We start from the raw sequence: 17,638 nt of genomic DNA on the forward strand, positions 1-17,638 counted from the left end.
TCCTTCCAATAGCTTTCGGGACAGGGCTAGAGACTAAATTTCACAAAATAGTTACTCCATTTTAAAACATTTTAGTCATAATTAAATACATTTGATAAGATAATTGTGACGCATGATAATTGATAGAAACAAACACCTCAACAAACTCAAATTAAAATTCCAAAGCTATGCTCCTATTACAGAAACATCATGGGAATTAGTAAAAGAAATTGTTGAATTCCAGCATTTAAAAAAAGGAGAAATCCTTTTAAGAAATGGACAAGTTGCCAAAGAAATGCACTATATCTGTACAGGCGCTTTAAGAGCTTATATTACCGATAAGGAAGGAAACATTTACAACAAGAACATTTTTCTCGAAGATTATCTGGCAGGCTCAAAAGTTTCATTATTGCAACAGACTCCTTCCAATTTTACAATCGAAGCACTAGAAGATAGTATCCTTATTTCTATTAACTACAAAAAATACAGAGAGCTCATTAACCAGAATGATGATTTAAAAAACTATTATATTGCCTATCTCGAAAAAAACTGGGTAATCGAAAAAGAAGAAAGAGAGGTTTCAATCGTTATGGAAAATGCTACCGAAAGATACCTCAACTTACTAGCAAAACATCCTGACATTCTGCATAGAATTCCCCTACTCCATATTGCTTCTCATTTGGGAGTTACTCCAACACAGTTAAGCCGAATAAGAAAGAGTTTAGACAAAAATACCTAAATCAACATATGTAAAGATTTAAATAAAACACCAGTCTTATCTTTGACTAAAATTGTATTGAAAATGGCTAAAAATATAAATCTAATTACAGACAACATTGACAATCTTACTAGTTTATGGAAAACAGTAGGAGCCCCTTTCCAGTCCTACCATAAAAATGAAGATTTTGAATATTGCAAAATAGAAAATTCTGGTTGGCCAAATAAGTTATGGTTTACCCAAGACATTAATCCAGAGAATACTAAAAAAGTAATTGAAACAATACAATCCAATCCAGCTTTGGTGATTCCGTATTGGGACATTTATAAAACAAATTCTAATGAAATACTAGAAGCCAAAGGTCTGGTAAAAAAAACGGAGCAAGTAGCAATGGCGCTTCAACTCGGCAACCCATTTGAGTTACAAAACACACTACAATATAAACGCATTTTAAATGAACAAGATGCAAAAATCTGGTCCGATTTATATCCAAATGCTTTTGGATACATCATTAGCAAAGACATCTTGGTTCACAATTACAAGGACGTACAATTCCATTTGGTTACATTCCAAAATCAACCAATAGGTACTTTTATGTTATTTCAAACAAAAAATAATATAGGGATTCATGGTGTTGGTGTAATTCCTGAGATGAGAAGAAAAGGCTTTGCCGAAGAAATCATGAAATATGCTCTTAATCTTGCTATAGATTTAAATGCCGAATATGCTTTATTACAAGCATCAGTAATGGGAAAAGGAATCTATACTAAACTAGGATTTGAGGATTTGTTTATCATAAAAAACTACATTTTAAAAAGCGAGTAATAATAGCCTAGTAAAAAACAGCACACAACTACAGTAGGCTTCATAATCTTTATAAACTGCCGCAAAGCAATTAAACCTATAAAAAAGCAATTGTCCCATACGCCCCCAAAATAGTCGTAAATGCCTATTTAACATAAAAACAATATTTGTAATTTCGTTAAGCAATTAATTAACCACTTAAAAACTAACGAAATGAAATCAACAAAAATTATTTTCTGGACAACTACCATTATCATTTTTTTATTTGAAGGAGTCATGCCGGCACTTACTTCACAAACCGAACTAGCAAAAGAAGGAATCCGTCATTTAGGTTATCCTGGCTATTTCGGAAATGCATTAGTAGTCTTTAAAATTTTAGGAGTACTAGTATTAATAATCCCAAAAGTGCCAAGTCGTCTTAAAGAATGGGCTTATGCAGGTTTTGCTTTTGATTTTATTTTTGCTTCAATAAGCCACTTTGCTGTTGATGGAACAGGTTTTCAAGCCTTTTTCCCTTTAATTTTTCTGGTAATCTTGATTATATCTTACATCAATTACCACAAACTATTAAGCCATAAGAGCATCTAGTTTTAAATTTAGAAAACCATGATAGAAGTTTTCAAAACAAATGTTCAAGAAGTAGAGCAATCAAAAATAATTGTTGAAAAGCTTCTTGAACATTTTCCAAATAGCAACATCAATTTTGATTTAGAAGATTGTGATAAAATTTTACGGGTACATGATCTGAAAATTTCGAATAAAAAAATAATCAAGTTGCTAAACTCCTATGGCTATCTATGTGAGGTACTTGCATAACGAAATAACATACAAATAATTGGTTTTTAAATATTTAAAGCATTAAATATTGTAATTTTATTCTATTGTTAATCATTAAATTATAGGAAAAATGGAAATCCCAACCACACATCAAACTGTAATGCCCTATTTAATTTTAAATGGTGCACTGCAATTCATTGACTTCACAAAAAATGTTTTCAATGCCGAAATAACTAATATGCATTCCTTACGTGAAGATGGAACAGTAATTCACTCCGAAATTACAATTGACGGAAGCACCATAATGTTTACTGATGCATCCAAAGACTGGAAACCTCAAACAGCAAATTTATTTGTATATGTTGATAGTGCTGATGAAACCTATAAAAAAGCACTTGAACATGGGGCTATATCATTAATGGGATTAAGCAACCAAGATTACGGCCGAACCTGTGGCGTAACAGATCCTTTTGGCAATGTATGGTGGATAACTTCAACTTTAAACAGCTAATAAATATAATTTTAAATTAATCAATTAGGATGAAAACGAAGCTTCAAAAAAAAATCACTGAAACCTTTGAACAATTAAATGAAATCCTCTCCTCATTTTCTGAGAGCGAATTAAATATAGCACCATACAAAGGGAGTTGGACAGCAGGACAAGTTGTGCAACATTTAATAATGGCAAGTTCAGGATTCCCTGAAATGTGTAGCGGTCCTACCGAAAAGACCAGTCGCAAACCTGATGAAAAAGTTAAAGATATCGAAGCCCTTTTTCTGGACTTTAGCATAAAAATGGAAGCAGCGGAATTCATTATGCCTCAGGATATTGAATACAATAAAAATTCGCTAACTTTATCTCTTCAAAAAATTGAAGATGAATTATTACACATATCCGAAACTTATGATTTAACTTTAACATGTCTCAGTTTTGAAATTCCAACATTTGGAAAATTCACAATTTACGAATGGGTTAATTTTACACTTATTCATATACAAAGACATATAAAGCAATTAAATGCTATTTTTCGAGCAGTAACAAACAAGTAGAATACCAATTCTTTTTAAGCGCTAAAAACAATCATCTATATGAAATCAAAAGTTGGAACAGTTTTATTATCGGGTTTAGTCGCTGGCGCAATGGATATTATTTCCTGCATTATTATTTATGTAGTTATACTGCAAAAAACCACAACAACTAAAATTTTACTATCTATTGCTAGTGGTATTTTTAAAAAAGATGCCTACTCTGGAGACCCAAAAATGGCCTTTTATGGACTAGGAATACATTTTATAATTGCTACCCTATTTGCACTATTCTACTTTAAAATTTATCCATATATCCCATTTTTAAAAAAGAACACCCTACTCTCAGGATTTATATATGGTATTTTTGTTTGGATTGTAATGAATCTAATCGTTCTTCCAATAGCATTTCCGATTTTACCACCTAAACATTTAGATTTCCCATTACTATTATCAATCCTAATACTGATGTTTTGCATTGGACTTCCTGTCGCATTTATAACAAAGAAATACTACGCATACACATCAAATAGATAATTAATCATTTAAGTCCAAAAAGATAAAACCAGTGTTATCAACAAAATTATTTTAACTTTAAAATTATTATCATGGCAACAAAAGATTTAAACATTGTATTGGTACATGGCGCATGGGGTGATGGCTCACACTGGCAACATATTATTCCTGCTTTGCATAAAGAAGGATACAAAGTTCGAAGTGTACAAAACCCATTAACCTCTTTAGATGATGATATTCAGAAAACAAAAGATTTGATTGATGCACAAGATGGTAAAGTATTATTGGTAGGGCATTCGTATGGCGGTTCTGTAATAAGCGGTGCGGGACATCATGACAAAGTAGTAGGTTTAGTTTATATCGCTGCATTTGCACCAGATAAAGGGGAAAGCCTAGGAGGCATATTTGCGCGTCGAGAACAACCAGCTGGAGGAGCAAGCATATACCCAGACGAGAAAGGATACTTGTGGATTAAATATGATGAATACCATAAAAGTTTTTGTCAGGATCTCGATGAAAAAGAAACCTTAACAATGTCATTGGCGCAAAAACCAATTCATGGTAGTTGCTTTGGAGCAGAATCTGGAGAACCAGCATGGAAAAACAAACCTAGTTGGTACCAAGTATCCAATAATGATCACATGATACCACCAGCAACACAAATAGAAATGGCTAACAGAATGAATCCGAAGAAAATAATTCATCTCGATGCAAGTCATGCCTCATTGGCTTCACACCCAAAAGGAGTACTAGAACTAATTCTAGAAGCTGCAAAATCATTTGAATAACTTTAAGTTCTGTTCCTATCTTTAGAATAAATAATTTAAATTATCATAGCAATGCAATTAACAATTAACAACAGTATCGAGATAGATGCTCCCGCTCTAAAAGTATGGGATGCATTAACAAATCCTGAAAAAACTAAAGCATATATGTTTGGTTGTGAAGCTCTATCTGATTGGAAGATTGGAAGCGAACTTCTTTGGCAGGCCAATTACGAAGGACGAGATATGATTTTTGTAAAAGGACATATTGTAAGTATAGAACCCAGTAAGAAACTTATTTATTCTACTTTTGATCCCAATTCTACCATTGCAGACATACCCGAGAATTATCTCAATGTAACTTATGAATTGACCGAAAATAACGGTAAAACAATTTTGAATGTTTCGCAAGGCGATTACTCAAAAGTGGCAGACGGTCAAAGAAGATATTGCGAAGGATTAAATAATGGTGAAGGCTGGAATCCGATTTTAGTAGAAATAAAAAAACTTGTAGAAACAAATTAAATGATAGCATTATTTTTTGAAAATCAATCTGAATTTAGAAAATGGTTAATAATAAATCATCAACTAGAGACTGAATTACTGGTTGGTTTTCATAAAATAAATAGCAATAAACCCAGCATGACATGGTCACAATCTGTAGACCAAGCGCTCTGCTTTGGATGGATTGATGGTGTTCGTAGGTCAATAGACAAGGACAGCTACTCTATTCGTTTTACACCTAGGAAATCAACAAGTATCTGGAGTGCCATTAATATCCAGAAAATCGAAGATTTAACCCAGCAAGGATTAATGCAACCTGCAGGACTTGCCAGTTTTAAATTGCGTAAAGAAGACAAATCCAGAATATATACTCACGAAATTGCCGAAGTTCACTTCACAGAAGAATTTGAAAAAATATTCAAAGCCAATAAAAAAGCTTGGGATTACTTTCAAAATCTAGCTCCCTCCTATAAAAAAGTTTCTAAAAATTGGGTCATGAGTGCCAAGCAAGAAGCTACTCGAATTAAACGCCTCAACGAGCTGATTACTGATAGTGAAGCTTCTAAAAATAAATGGAAAAATTAACCTGAATTTATTCTTATTTTTGACTGAAGTAAAATCATAATTCAAAGACATGATTGATATAAAAACTTTTGACAATACTATTGGTTTAGAGAAACCTAGACGAATTTTAAAATATGTATTAATCTTTTGTACTTCGGGATCAGTAACCATTTCTGTAGATGAAAATGAATTTGAATTAACAGCAAATACGGTACTTACTATCACTTCTGGTCAGATTCATTATTTTAAAAATATTCATAATGCAAAAGGAATCATTCTTGAATTTACTTATGATTACTTCTGTAAAAATGATAATGATATCGAGTTAATCTTTCATAATGGCTTGTTTTGTCATTTTGCAATGAATGAAGTTATTCCAGTAGATAACAGTCAAATGATCTTGCAAGAGCTGCAATTAATTGAAAAAGAAGTAATTCAAACTCCATATCAATATCTAATTTCGACACACAGCCGAATCGAATTGATCCTCATAGAAATAAACCGTTCTAAAATAAATCGTGGTGATGAAATTTATAAACCCGATGCATTATTCCTTGCCTTTTTAGAAACAATACTTAAAAACTTTGAGAAAAACTTATCTGTAAATGATATTGCTACGCGCCTAGGTACAACTGAATCAAAGCTAAACGAACTCTCAAAACTACATACGAACAAAACGGCACAAAATGTAATTTTTGGATTAATCATATCCGAAGCAAAACGCCTTTTTACTTACGAGAAATTATCTGTAAAAGAAGTTGCCTATATGTTAGGTTTTAACGACCCTTTTTATTTTTCTAATTTTTTCAAAAAACACACTAAAATAGCCCCAAAATCATATAAAGAAAAAGTTGTAATGGAATAGTACATGCTTTTTCCAATATTCTCTATTCTTTAGAAAACAATCCTACCCCACCTTTGTCCTGATACTAATTACTAATAAAAAAGTAAATGAAAAAACATCAGGACACAGCAATTCTTCTATTGCGTATTGCATTGGCAATTGGCTTTTTATCAGCCGTTTCAAGTCGTTTAGGATTATGGGGAGCACATTCTTCGGGATGGGATAATTTTGTTGCATACACCGAAAAAGTAAACTCTTTTGCTCCTCAAAAGAGTATTCCAATTATTGCAATACTAAGCACAGTATTAGAAACCACATTTGCATTACTCCTCTTAATTGGCTACAAAACCAGACTAATGGCAACTGGAGCAGCAATTCTAACCACTTTATTTGCACTAGCAATGACCTATTCTTTTGGCATCAAAGACCCATTAGATTACTCCGTATTTGCCTTTGCAACAGCAGCATTCCTTTTGTCAACTATGCCACAATACCGTTGGAGCATAGATCAACTCCTTGAAAAGAAAAACTAATTAAAACTAAACTCAAATGAAAAAGCAAATCACAAAAAGTAACGAAACCAATTGGAAACCATTAGTAGAAGAAGGCATAAAAACAGCAGGTATTTATGTAAAAGTGCTTCGTTTTGATGAAGCAACACAAAGACCTCCTACTTTTTTATTAAAATTTGATGCAGGCGCTTCTTACCCTAATCATAGTCATCCAGCAGGTGAAGAAATATATGTTTTGGAAGGAGAAGTACGATTTGGCGCAGACCAATTAAATAGTGGCGATTACTTATATATGCCCCCAGGAAGTACCCATTCGGCATTTTCTAAAGAAGGTTGCATCATGTTGTTTATGGTTCCTGAAGAAGTAGTCATCTTAAAATAAACAGTTAAAATAAAACCTTCAAGAATCAATTATTTTGAAGGTTTTATTTTAATCAATAGGTTATTCTAAAGTAAGTAACATCTGAATATTGGCACGCTCATAAGGTGTAGGATGTCCTGCAACTTTCTTAAAGCCCAATTTATTATACAAGCTAATGGCTGGTTTTAAAATAGTATTGCTCTCTAAATATATCGTTGTGGCTCCAACTTCTTTTGCTTTCTCTATAACAGCCATTCCTAATAAATAGCCTACACTTTTGCCTTGTGCCTTTGGAGAAACCGCCATTTTTGCCATTTCAAAATCATAATTTTTATCTTTATCATCCATTTTAAGCATTGCACATACCCCTATTGGTTCATTATTATATATTGCAACAAATATATAACCGCCTTTATCCAGAATATACTCCTTAGGATTATCTAGTGCTTTGTAATCAGCTTCTTCCATTTTAAAATAAGTAGAAATCCATTCTTCATTAAGCGCTCTAAATGCTGGATAATGTTTAGGTTCACATGCAATTATTTCGACCTTATCACTTTCTCTCTCCTTTCTCAATTCCTGAACTCGACGCAATAAACTTTTCTCGTCTAATAAGTATTGCCACTCCTCTATTGCTCTCCACAAATCATTATTGGCCTGAGATGCTATATCTTCAATCGCATTATTTAAATCCAGATATAAATCTTGTATCTTTTCAGTTATTTCATTTCCTTTTGCCGAAAGAGCTACTATATTTCTTCGTCCATCAGCTTTGTCTTTCTTCTCTACAACATACCCTTGTTTCGACATTTCACTAATGATTTTACTCACCGAAGGATGAGAATGTCCAATTTCATTTGCAATATTTGTGATTGTTTTAGTTTCACCTTTAGATAAGGCATAAAAAACAGGAAACCATTTTGGTTGCATTTTTATGTTATACAGCTCATATATTCTTCCTGCATCTTCAGTAAATCTATCTGTAAAAATTCGCAATTTGCTACCCATTGCTACTTTTCCGAGCTCGTTAAATAATTCCATTTCTTTTATAAATATTAATTACGTAATCAGTTACGTAAATGTAATTATTTTTTTCAAGCTACCAAGAAAAACAATAAAAAAAATAAAAACCTTCTCTCTGTTAAGATATTGGCTTTATATTAACTTACTAAATAATGCCATAGAATATGTTTTGATTATCTTTAAAAAAATTAATTGTTATGGAAACACAATCTTATAAAAATCATGTCCGGTATTACCCGCCCCATCATTTCGTATATTATCCAGTAATACTAATTTTACTTCTATTTAGTATTTACTTTTCATTTACATCTGAAGAAAAACTAATCTGGATATTTATCAGTTTCATTTTTGTAGTTTTATTTGGATTAGCATTCATGCTCCGTCAACATTATGCCCTCACCCTACAAAACCGTATCGTCAAATTGGAACTTCGTTATCGTTATTTTTCTATAACAGGGAAAAGATTAGAAGAGTTTGAAGATCAATTAACCAATGAGCAGTTATTTGCCTTACGATTTAGTCCTGACAATGAAATTGTGATGCTTACTGAAAAAGCATTGAATGAAAATCTTTCAGGAAACTCTATAAAGAAATCGATTAATGACTGGAAAGGTGATTATGAAAGAGTGTAATGATTTGTGCTCTTAAAAACTGATTTTTACTAAAGAGAAGCTTTGTTTCTTAATCGATCAGATAGTTCCCTTTTATAAGTAATACCTATTGGCAGTCTTTCCTTTTTAATTACAACGAAATCTTTATCGGTAGTATCTATTTTATCCAAAGCAACTATATACGATTTATGAATGCGCATAAAACCCAATTCGGGGAGACATTTTTCAAATTCGCTAGTCGTTATGGAGGCAAGATAGGTTCTCTTTGTAGTGTGCAATTTCACGTAATTACCAAAACTTTGTGCAAACAAAAAAGTGTCTAACTCTAGTTCTAAAAGATGTCCATCGACTTTTACACTAACTGTATTTGCGACAATTCCTGTGGCTTTGTTTGAAACACTTTCAATAGAAAAGAAACGGTCAATTGCTTTTAAGAATCTAGGAAAATATATGGGTTTTAATAAATAATCAATAACTCCATAGTCATAACTTTCTAAGGCAAATTCAGAGTAAGCAGTAGTTAAAATTGTTTTGGGTGGCATCGGAATTATCTTCAATAATTCGATACCGCTTATTTCAGGCATATTGATATCTAAAAACATCAAATCGACTTTATTCTCTCTAAGATAATTCATGGCTTCAATGCCGTTATAACATTGAAAAACTAAATCTAACTGTGGGTTTTGTTTGATATAATTCACCAAAACATAATGAGCTGCAGGCTCATCATCAACAATAATACATTTCTTTGGCTCTTTCATTTATACAAACTTCTTGAGTTGCAATTTTAAATCTACGATATAGGTATTATTATCATCTTGAATATCTAATTTATATTCTTTACCATAAATTAAATTCAATCTTTCAATAGTGTTTTTCAATCCTATTTTGGTTGAAACAACATTAGTTTTTTTGGTTGGAATCGAATTGATAACATGAAGGTGTAACAAACCGTTTTCTACCGTGATAAAAATACGAACAAAACAGTTTTCAATTGCACAGGTTCCGTGTTTAAATGCATTTTCAATAAAAGCAATTAACAACATCGGAGAAACCTTATATGCATTTTCATTATCAATTTTACAATCATACGTAATATCACAACGATATCCAACTCGCTCTTTTTCTAATTGAATATAACTATTAATAAACGAAAGTTCTTCTTCTAGCGATACACATTGCTTATTGTTACTCTCAAGTTGGTATCGCATTAATTGAGATACTTTCATGATTAAGTCAGGAGTACGATCAGGAAATTCAAGACTAATTCCGTAAAGCGTGTTGAAAGTATTAAATAAAAAATGTGGGTTTAATTGTCCTTTAAGCGCATTAAGTTGCATTTGATTAAACAACAATGTTTCATCTGTTTGCCTCTTATTAATTCTATAAAATTTAAAAACAATAATCGGACTCAATATACATACTAAGGTTCCTAAAACACTTGCTAGCTGATAAGCATAACTTCTTTGATGTGAGTTTTGGTACAAGCGACATTTGCTAAACATATCCAAAGTCGTTACTTCATACAATACTACAGAAAACATTACAACACCTAAGATTGTCAAGAATATATAAGTTAATGGCCTTTGATCTTTAAATAATATTGGAAGAAGAAAAAAGCGATTGAACTGAGCATGCATGTATAATATAAAGTAAAAAAAAACGCCCATTAAGATGGAAGCCAATGAACTAAATAACATCCAATCATTTTTTAATGTATAAATTGTGAATGAAAAGATAACAACAGCAATCTCCTGCCACCATTTGTTATCTAATATGTTATTTAATTTTTTATTCATTTTTAATACTTAAATAGTTTACAAATTAACCACATTTTTTTAATTTTTGACCCCAATAAATGACCAATTCAATTCATCATTTATTATTGTATTACATCATTTAACAACGGCTATTTCGGCGTAAGTAAAATATTTTTGTTTCATAATTTCTTATTTTGAGTTTTATGTATTTCAAAAAAATTACGCTATTATTTTTATTGTTTTCCGTTTTGGGAGGTTTTGCACAAACACTATCATTAAAAGATGCTATCAAAATAGGTCTTGAAAATTACGGTAGTGTCAAGGCAAAAAGCAACTATGCCAATGCATCCAAAGAAACGCTTAAACAAGCAAACCGGGATTATTTACCCAACCTAAATTTATCGGCACAGCAAGACTACGGAACTATAAATGGACAAAATGGTGCATTATATGGTTTTAATGGTTTAGGAACTGCCTCATCAGGTCCCGCTTTGCCAGAACAAAACTGGAATGCCTCATTTGGAGCGCTATATCTAGTGAACATGAATTGGGATTTTTTCACTTTTGGAAGAATCAAACAAAAAATTAATCTTGCCAAAGTCGAAGTTCAAAGTCGTGAAAATGATTTGCAACAAGAAAAATTTCAGCAAGAAATCAAAATCTCAGCCGCCTATCTTAATTTGCTAGCAAGTCAGCGCTTATTGATTTCACAAGAAAAGAATTTAAAACGTGCTGTAGTTTTCAAGAATACAGCAGTAGCAAGAGTTAAAAACGGTTTGCTTGCGGGTGTAGATTCTACATTGGCAACAGCCGAAGTATCACGTGCTAAAATTGCTTTAAATCAAGCCAAAGATTTTGTAAAAGAGCAAAACAGCAAACTCGTTATTTTAATGGGAGTTCCAACTCAGGATTTTATTCCAGATTCCTTATTTGTGAGTCAGATTCCAAGAGAAATGATACAGCCTACATCATCTAATGACAGTTTGCATCCAGTACTTCAATACTACAAAACCAAAATTGATTACAGCAACCAACAACTTAAGTTATACAAAAGAAGCTATTACCCGACGATGAGTATGTTTGGCGTTTTGCAAACTAGAGCCTCAGGATTTAACTCGGATTATGTAACCGATCAAACCTCTTTTAACCGAAACTATGTAGATGGTATTAACCCCGATCGAACCAATTATTTGGTAGGTGTTGGTATTACATGGAATCTTACCACGCCATTTAGAGTGAGCAAACAAGTAAGCGCACAAAAATTTATCTCACAAGGATTGCAAGATGAATACAACCAGATTGATACTGAGCTAAAAGCACAATTGAATTTTGCCGATGCAAAAATTAAAATCACAATGGATAATTATGCTGAAGCTCCTATTCAAGTAAAGGCAGCGGCACAGGCCTATTTACAAAAATCAACATTATACAAAAACGGATTAACCACATTAACTGATATTACCCAAACGCTATATACGCTAAATCGTGCCGAGATAGACCGCGATATTGTCAATAATAATGTATGGCAATCTTTCTTACTCAAAGCAGCAGCCACAGGCAATTTTGACTTATTTATAAATGAATTTTAATTATAGATCCTAATGAATTTAATACGTTTTGCACTTCGCAAACCCATTTCCATACTGGTTTTGGTTGCAGGTTTATTCTTCTTCGGAATTGGTGCTATCAAGGACATCAAGGTAGATATCCTTCCGAAAATGAATTTGCCAGTTATTTATATCGCACATCCCTTTGGTGGATATACTCCCGATCAGATGGAAGCTTATTTTGCCAAAAATTATGTCAATATTCTTCCATTTGCCAATGGCGTAAAATCTGTTGAAACTAAGAATATTCAAGGGTTAATGATTATGAAATTAACCTATTATGAAGATACCAATATGGCACAGGCTGCTGCCGAGTTAAGTTCGTTATCGAATAGAATTCAAGCTGCATTTCCTCCCGGAACACAACCGCCGTTTATCATCCGTTTTGATGCTTCTTCTCTACCAATTGGACAATTGGTTTTAAGCAGTAAAATACGCTCTAATAATGAATTACAGGATTTAGCCAATGTTTACGTACGTGCCTCATTTACTTCTATCCCAGGTTTATTATCTCCAGCTCCCTTTGGCGGAAGCCCAAGAACAATCGAGGTTAACGTAGATCCAGATTTATTACGTTCGCATAATATGACCCCCGATCAAATTGTTGAAGCCATTCGTGTAAACAATCAAACGGCTCCATCTGGAAACGTTCGTATGGGAGATACCAATTATATTACTCCAACCAACAATACAATTAAGGAAGTTAAAGATTTTGAAAAGATTCCATTGTTTAAAGGAAGCGTTCAAAACTTAAAATTAGGCGATGTTGCTACCGTAAAAGATGGTGCCGATATCACTGCTGGTTATGCTTTGGTAAACGGAAAACGTTCTGTGTATATAAGTATTGCCAAGGCAGGAGATGCTTCGACTTGGGATGTGGTTCAGAAATTAAAATCAGAGCTTCCAAAAATTCAAAGTACTTTACCCGAAGAAGTAAAACTATCATACGAATTTGACCAATCAGTTTATGTAATCAATTCGGTTAAAAGTTTAATTACAGAAGGTATCATCGGTGCAGTATTAACCGGATTAATGGTTTTACTTTTCCTTGGTGACCGACGTGCTGCTTTGATTGTAATCCTGACCATTCCGATTTCGATTATCTCAGGAGTTTTATTCCTGAAACTATTTGGTCAAACCATCAACTTAATGTCTTTAAGCGGACTTGCTCTTGCCATAGGTATTTTAGTAGATGAAAGTACGGTTACGATTGAAAACATTCACCAGCATCTCGATATGGGAAAGCCCAAGGCACTCGCCATTTGGGATGCCTGTCAGGAAATTGCTTTGCCTAAATTATTAATTCTTCTTTGTATTCTAGCCGTATTTGCACCTGCATTTACAATGGTTGGTATCCCGGGTGCATTATTCTTGCCATTGGCATTAGCAATTGGATTCTCGATGGTTATCTCGTTTTTACTTTCTCAAACTTTTGTGCCTGTAATGGCAAACTGGTTAATGAAAGGACATCCTGTACATGAACATGACCCTAGTATTACTGATGATGAAGCCGAATTTAACGATAGCGGATTAACTCCTGAATCTGAAAAAGACCTCATTACTCAGAAAAAAGCAATGGTCGAGAGAGAAGATCTTAATAATGATGGAAAAATAAGTCATTTTGAGAAATTCAGAATTCGATTTATGCGCACTATAGACCGTCTTTTTCCATATAAAAAAGGAGTAACTCTAGCCTATCTTTTCGGAATTACTTTCTTAGCAATTGTACTGATTACTTTTATCGGAAAAGATGTTTTCCCTAAAGTTAACTCTAGTCAGTTTCAATTAAGAATGCGCGCTCCCGACGGAACTCGTTTAGAACGTACCGAAGAAAAAGCAATTCTAGTACTTAAAGAATTAAACAAAATGGTTGGCAAGGAACATATCGGAATTTCTTCTGTATATGTGGGGCAACACCCATCGTTGTTCTCAATAAACCCAATCTATTTGTTTATGGCAGGTTCACATGAAGCCGTATTTCAGGTGAGTTTAAAAGACTATCATGCCGATATGGATGATTTTAAGGATGAATTTAGAGCGCGACTTAAAAAGATTCTTCCTGATGTGAAAGTATCTTTTGAGCCTATTGAGCTTACCGATAAAGTTTTAAGCCAAGGCTCCCCTACTCCTATTGAAGTAAGAATCGCTGGAAAAGACAAAAAGCGAAATGAGCTTTACGCCAACCAGATCGTCGAGAAACTAAAGAAAATATCTTATTTCAGAGATGTGCAAATTGGACAGCCAATCCATTATCCTGCAATGAATATTGATATTGATAGAACTCGTGCTGCCGAATTAGGTGTTGATATGAATGATATCTCCCGTTCGCTAGTGGCTTCAACATCTTCATCCAGATACACTGAAAAAAATACATGGGTAGACGAAAAAGCTGGATTATCATATAGCGTTCAGGTACAAGTACCTTTAAATAATATGAAAAGCAGAACTGATATTGGTGAAATTCCAGTACTAAAAAATTCGCTTCGTCCTGTATTAAGTGATGTTGCCAAAATTACACCAGGTTATGTAAGTGGTGAAAACGACAACTTAGGAGCTATGCCCTACATTACAGTTACTGCCAATATTAGCCAAACCGATTTAGGAACAGCTGTAAAAGATGTAGATGCAACATTAAAATCTCTTGGCGAATTACCTCGTGGTTTATTCATTACTCCAATAGGTATGAGTAAGGTATTGGTTGAAACATTAAGTAGTTTACAAGTTGGATTATTGGTTGCTATTTTCGTAATCTTTTTGATGTTGGCAGCAAATTTCCAATCATTCAAAGTATCGTTGGTAATCTTAACAACAGTACCCGCAGTAGTATTGGGTTCTTTATTGATGTTAACAATTACAGGTTCGACGCTAAACTTACAATCCTACATGGGAATCATTATGTCGGTTGGAGTTTCTATCGCCAATGCCGTTTTATTAGTTACCAATGCCGAACAATTACGAAAACACAATGGCAATGCATTAGAGTCGGCTCGTGAAGCTGCAGCATTACGTCTTCGTCCGATAATCATGACCTCAGTAGCAATGATTGCCGGAATGTTACCAATGGCAATTGGTCACGGTGAAGGAGGCGATCAAGTATCTCCATTAGGTCGCGCAGTTATTGGCGGATTACTATTCTCGACATTTGCAGTACTATTAATTTTGCCACTTATTTTTGCATGGGCACAAGAAAAAACAACGACACAATCTGTTTCTTTAGATCCTGAAGATGAAGAAAGTATTCACTATATATCCTCATTAAAATCAAAAAATGAAAAATAAAATATTACAATCGGCCATGCTATTTTTCGTAGCAGTAAGTTTATTAAGCAGCTGTAATTCAAATAAAAAAGAAGAAGCTGTTGCTGAAATTGAACCAAAGACAGAAACGTTTCTTTTGCAAAAAGAAAAGCTATCTACCGAATTGCGAATGCCAGCAGAATTATCTGGTTTTCAACAAGTAGATTTGTATGCCAAAGTAAGCAGTTTTGTACAATTACTTAAAGTAGATATTGGTTCAAAAGTAACCAAAGGACAACTTTTGATTGTACTAGAAGCACCAGAAATCACCTCACAACTTGCAGCAGCAGAATCGAGATTAAAATCGATGGAAGCTATTTACAGCACTAGTAAAAGTACTTATAATCGTCTTTATGAAACTAGTAAAGTAGAAGGGACAATTTCTAAGAATGATTTAGAATTAGCAAATGGAAAAAAGAATTCTGATTATGCACAATACCAAGCGGCTGTTGCTGCGCACAAAGAAGTAGCAATTATAAGAGGATATCTTGAAATTCGTGCTCCTTTTAACGGAATTGTAACCGCTAGAAATATTAATTTAGGTGCGTATGTAGGTCCATCTGGAAAAGGATCAGATTTACCATTATTAACTATTCAGGAACAAACAAAATTACGTCTTGCCGTATCTATTTCAGAGTTGTATACGGGCTATTTAAAACAAGGTGACGAAATGACTTTTAATGTAAAATCATCACCTGAAACTTTTAAAGCTAAAATCCAACGTATGTCTGGAGCATTAGACCTAAAGCTACGTTCAGAACGTGTAGAAATGGATGTAAACAATACAAACGGAGATTTATTACCCGGAATGGTTGCCGAAGTTTTACTTCCGCTAAATGCAAAAGACAGTACCTTTGTAGCTCCTAAGACTGCCGTTGTAAGTTCAGCCGAAAGTATCTATATTATAAAAGTTGTTAATCATAAAGCAACTAGAGTCTCTGTAAAAAAAGGAAGAGAAATTGATGATAAAATTGAAATATTTGGTGATTTAAATAGCAATGACAAATTGATAAAAATTGCCAGCGAAGAAATTAAAGAAGGTGATGTTGTAAAAGAATAACTAGCTCTCTTTTATAGATTACAAAGCACTGTACGCAATTGTTAAACACGGCATTTTAAAATCTGAAAAGATTTAAAATGCAATTTAAAAATTGCCTTAAAGGACGATAACTGATAAAGTATCGTCCTTTTTTATGGCTTTTTGTTTCAGGTTTCTTTTGTTTCAAGTTTCTTTTGTTTCAAGTTTACGCTGAATATACCCAATCTTGTCATTTCGAGGAACGAGAAATCTCCAAGAGTAACTCGACAATTTAAGAAAAAACAATCAGTTAGTTTCTTTCAGGTTTCTTTCGTTTCAAGTTTACGCTGAATATACCCAATCTTGTCATTTCGAGGAACGAGAAATCTCCACAAGTAACTCGACAATTTAAGAAAAAATAATCAGTTAGTTTCTTTCAGATTTCTTTTGTTTCGAGTTTACGCAGAACATACACAATCTTGTCATTTCGAGGAACGAGAAATCTCCATGAGTAACTCCACAATTTAAGAAAAATAATAAGTTAGTTTCTTTCGGAGATTTCTTTTATTTCGAGTTTACGCAGAACATAGCCAATCTTGTCATTTCGAGGAACGAGAAATCTCCACGAGTAACTCGACAATTTAAGAAAAAACAATCAGTTAGTTTCTTTCAGATTTCTTTTGTTTCGAGTTTACGCAGAACATACACAATCTTGTCATTTCGAGGAACGAGAAATCTCCACGAGTAACTCGACAATTTAAGAAAAAACAATCAGTTAGTTTCTTTCAGATTTCTTTTGTTTCGAGTTTACGCAGAACATACACAATCTTGTCATTTCGAGGAACGAGAAATCCCACGACTCGATACATTACTATAGACCATTTTTATTTAGCAAAGTTTTTTACATTACTTTATTGCTCTGTTTTTAATATGCTTTTTTACAAAACTCCCTT

The 17,638-nt window shown here is 33.3% G+C and carries 20 protein-coding genes; 17 read left to right on the forward strand and 3 right to left on the reverse strand.

Features of this window, described 5'->3' with window-relative positions; genetic code table 11:
* Positions 1 to 112 precede the first annotated feature (112 nt).
* The 13 genes from LNQ49_RS02235 (at position 113) to LNQ49_RS02295 (ending at position 7,390) form a co-directional block, all read left to right on the forward strand.
* Positions 113 to 718, forward strand: coding sequence for a Crp/Fnr family transcriptional regulator (locus LNQ49_RS02235; RefSeq protein ID WP_229987157.1), 606 nt, complete (start codon positions 113 to 115; stop codon positions 716 to 718).
* A gap of 63 nt (positions 719 to 781) precedes the next feature.
* Positions 782 to 1,522 carry a GNAT family N-acetyltransferase gene (locus tag LNQ49_RS02240; RefSeq protein WP_229987158.1) on the forward strand — a complete coding sequence of 247 codons (741 nt, stop codon included), beginning with the start codon at positions 782 to 784 and terminating at the stop codon, positions 1,520 to 1,522.
* A 192-nt stretch (positions 1,523 to 1,714) separates the two neighbouring features.
* Positions 1,715 to 2,089, forward strand: a complete 375-nt coding sequence (locus tag LNQ49_RS02245; protein ID WP_229987159.1) for a DoxX family protein — start codon at positions 1,715 to 1,717, stop codon at positions 2,087 to 2,089.
* 18 nt (positions 2,090 to 2,107) lie between these two features.
* Positions 2,108 to 2,317, forward strand: a complete 210-nt coding sequence (locus LNQ49_RS02250; RefSeq protein ID WP_229987160.1) for a hypothetical protein — start codon at positions 2,108 to 2,110, stop codon at positions 2,315 to 2,317.
* A 91-nt stretch (positions 2,318 to 2,408) separates the two neighbouring features.
* On the forward strand, positions 2,409 to 2,789 hold the full coding sequence (locus tag LNQ49_RS02255) for a VOC family protein (protein WP_229987161.1): 381 nt from the start codon (positions 2,409 to 2,411) through the stop codon (positions 2,787 to 2,789).
* Positions 2,790 to 2,818: 29 nt separating this feature from the next.
* Entirely contained in the window at positions 2,819 to 3,328 is a 510-nt protein-coding gene (locus LNQ49_RS02260; protein ID WP_229987162.1) for a DinB family protein, read from the forward strand.
* A gap of 39 nt (positions 3,329 to 3,367) precedes the next feature.
* Complete coding sequence (locus LNQ49_RS02265) at positions 3,368 to 3,841, forward strand: DUF1440 domain-containing protein (protein ID WP_229987163.1); 474 nt, start codon at positions 3,368 to 3,370, stop codon at positions 3,839 to 3,841.
* A 71-nt stretch (positions 3,842 to 3,912) separates the two neighbouring features.
* On the forward strand, positions 3,913 to 4,608 hold the full coding sequence (locus tag LNQ49_RS02270) for an alpha/beta hydrolase (RefSeq protein ID WP_229987164.1): 696 nt from the start codon (positions 3,913 to 3,915) through the stop codon (positions 4,606 to 4,608).
* 51 nt (positions 4,609 to 4,659) lie between these two features.
* The gene (locus tag LNQ49_RS02275; RefSeq protein ID WP_229987165.1) at positions 4,660 to 5,109 is read left to right on the forward strand and encodes an SRPBCC domain-containing protein; all 450 of its coding nucleotides are present in this window, start codon (positions 4,660 to 4,662) and stop codon (positions 5,107 to 5,109) included.
* Positions 5,110 to 5,673 (forward strand): YdeI/OmpD-associated family protein, encoded by a 564-nt coding sequence (locus LNQ49_RS02280; RefSeq protein WP_229987166.1) that lies wholly within the window; start codon positions 5,110 to 5,112, stop codon positions 5,671 to 5,673.
* A 49-nt stretch (positions 5,674 to 5,722) separates the two neighbouring features.
* The gene (locus tag LNQ49_RS02285; RefSeq protein WP_229987167.1) at positions 5,723 to 6,517 is read left to right on the forward strand and encodes a helix-turn-helix domain-containing protein; all 795 of its coding nucleotides are present in this window, start codon (positions 5,723 to 5,725) and stop codon (positions 6,515 to 6,517) included.
* Positions 6,518 to 6,603: 86 nt separating this feature from the next.
* Positions 6,604 to 7,029 (forward strand): DoxX family protein, encoded by a 426-nt coding sequence (locus LNQ49_RS02290; RefSeq protein WP_229987168.1) that lies wholly within the window; start codon positions 6,604 to 6,606, stop codon positions 7,027 to 7,029.
* Positions 7,030 to 7,045: 16 nt separating this feature from the next.
* Positions 7,046 to 7,390 (forward strand): cupin domain-containing protein, encoded by a 345-nt coding sequence (locus tag LNQ49_RS02295; RefSeq protein WP_229987169.1) that lies wholly within the window; start codon positions 7,046 to 7,048, stop codon positions 7,388 to 7,390.
* A 60-nt stretch (positions 7,391 to 7,450) separates the two neighbouring features.
* Here LNQ49_RS02295 and LNQ49_RS02300 read toward each other — a convergent pair whose 3' ends face one another.
* A complete protein-coding gene (locus tag LNQ49_RS02300) occupies positions 7,451 to 8,410 on the reverse strand; it encodes a bifunctional helix-turn-helix transcriptional regulator/GNAT family N-acetyltransferase (RefSeq protein ID WP_229987170.1) in 960 nt (319 codons plus the stop codon).
* Between the two features lie 179 nt (positions 8,411 to 8,589).
* Here LNQ49_RS02300 and LNQ49_RS02305 point away from each other — a divergent pair, with 179 nt between their 5' ends.
* Positions 8,590 to 9,024 carry a DUF6526 family protein gene (locus tag LNQ49_RS02305; RefSeq protein WP_229987171.1) on the forward strand — a complete coding sequence of 145 codons (435 nt, stop codon included), beginning with the start codon at positions 8,590 to 8,592 and terminating at the stop codon, positions 9,022 to 9,024.
* A gap of 29 nt (positions 9,025 to 9,053) precedes the next feature.
* Here the strand turns inward: LNQ49_RS02305 and LNQ49_RS02310 are convergent, their stop codons facing one another.
* Together LNQ49_RS02310 and LNQ49_RS02315 are read right to left on the reverse strand one after the other, a co-directional pair.
* Positions 9,054 to 9,764, reverse strand: a complete 711-nt coding sequence (locus tag LNQ49_RS02310) for a LytR/AlgR family response regulator transcription factor (RefSeq protein WP_229987172.1) — start codon at positions 9,762 to 9,764, stop codon at positions 9,054 to 9,056.
* A complete protein-coding gene (locus LNQ49_RS02315) occupies positions 9,765 to 10,802 on the reverse strand; it encodes a sensor histidine kinase (RefSeq protein ID WP_229987173.1) in 1,038 nt (345 codons plus the stop codon). It abuts the gene before it with no gap.
* Between the two features lie 164 nt (positions 10,803 to 10,966).
* On the opposite strand from LNQ49_RS02315, the gene LNQ49_RS02320 reads away from it, so the two are divergent.
* The 3 genes from LNQ49_RS02320 to LNQ49_RS02330 are packed head-to-tail and all read left to right on the forward strand — an operon-like array spanning position 10,967 to position 16,727.
* Positions 10,967 to 12,352: a TolC family protein gene (locus tag LNQ49_RS02320; protein ID WP_229987174.1), complete on the forward strand. Its 1,386-nt coding sequence runs from the start codon at positions 10,967 to 10,969 to the stop codon at positions 12,350 to 12,352.
* Positions 12,353 to 12,364: 12 nt separating this feature from the next.
* Complete coding sequence (locus tag LNQ49_RS02325) at positions 12,365 to 15,649, forward strand: efflux RND transporter permease subunit (RefSeq protein ID WP_229987175.1); 3,285 nt, start codon at positions 12,365 to 12,367, stop codon at positions 15,647 to 15,649.
* Complete coding sequence (locus LNQ49_RS02330) at positions 15,639 to 16,727, forward strand: efflux RND transporter periplasmic adaptor subunit (protein WP_229987176.1); 1,089 nt, start codon at positions 15,639 to 15,641, stop codon at positions 16,725 to 16,727. The genes LNQ49_RS02325 and LNQ49_RS02330 overlap by 11 nt, the downstream gene beginning before the upstream one ends.
* Positions 16,728 to 17,638 lie beyond the last annotated feature (911 nt).

This window comes from Flavobacterium pisciphilum (assembly GCF_020905345.1).
GTDB classification, from domain to species: Bacteria; Bacteroidota; Bacteroidia; order Flavobacteriales; family Flavobacteriaceae; genus Flavobacterium; species Flavobacterium pisciphilum.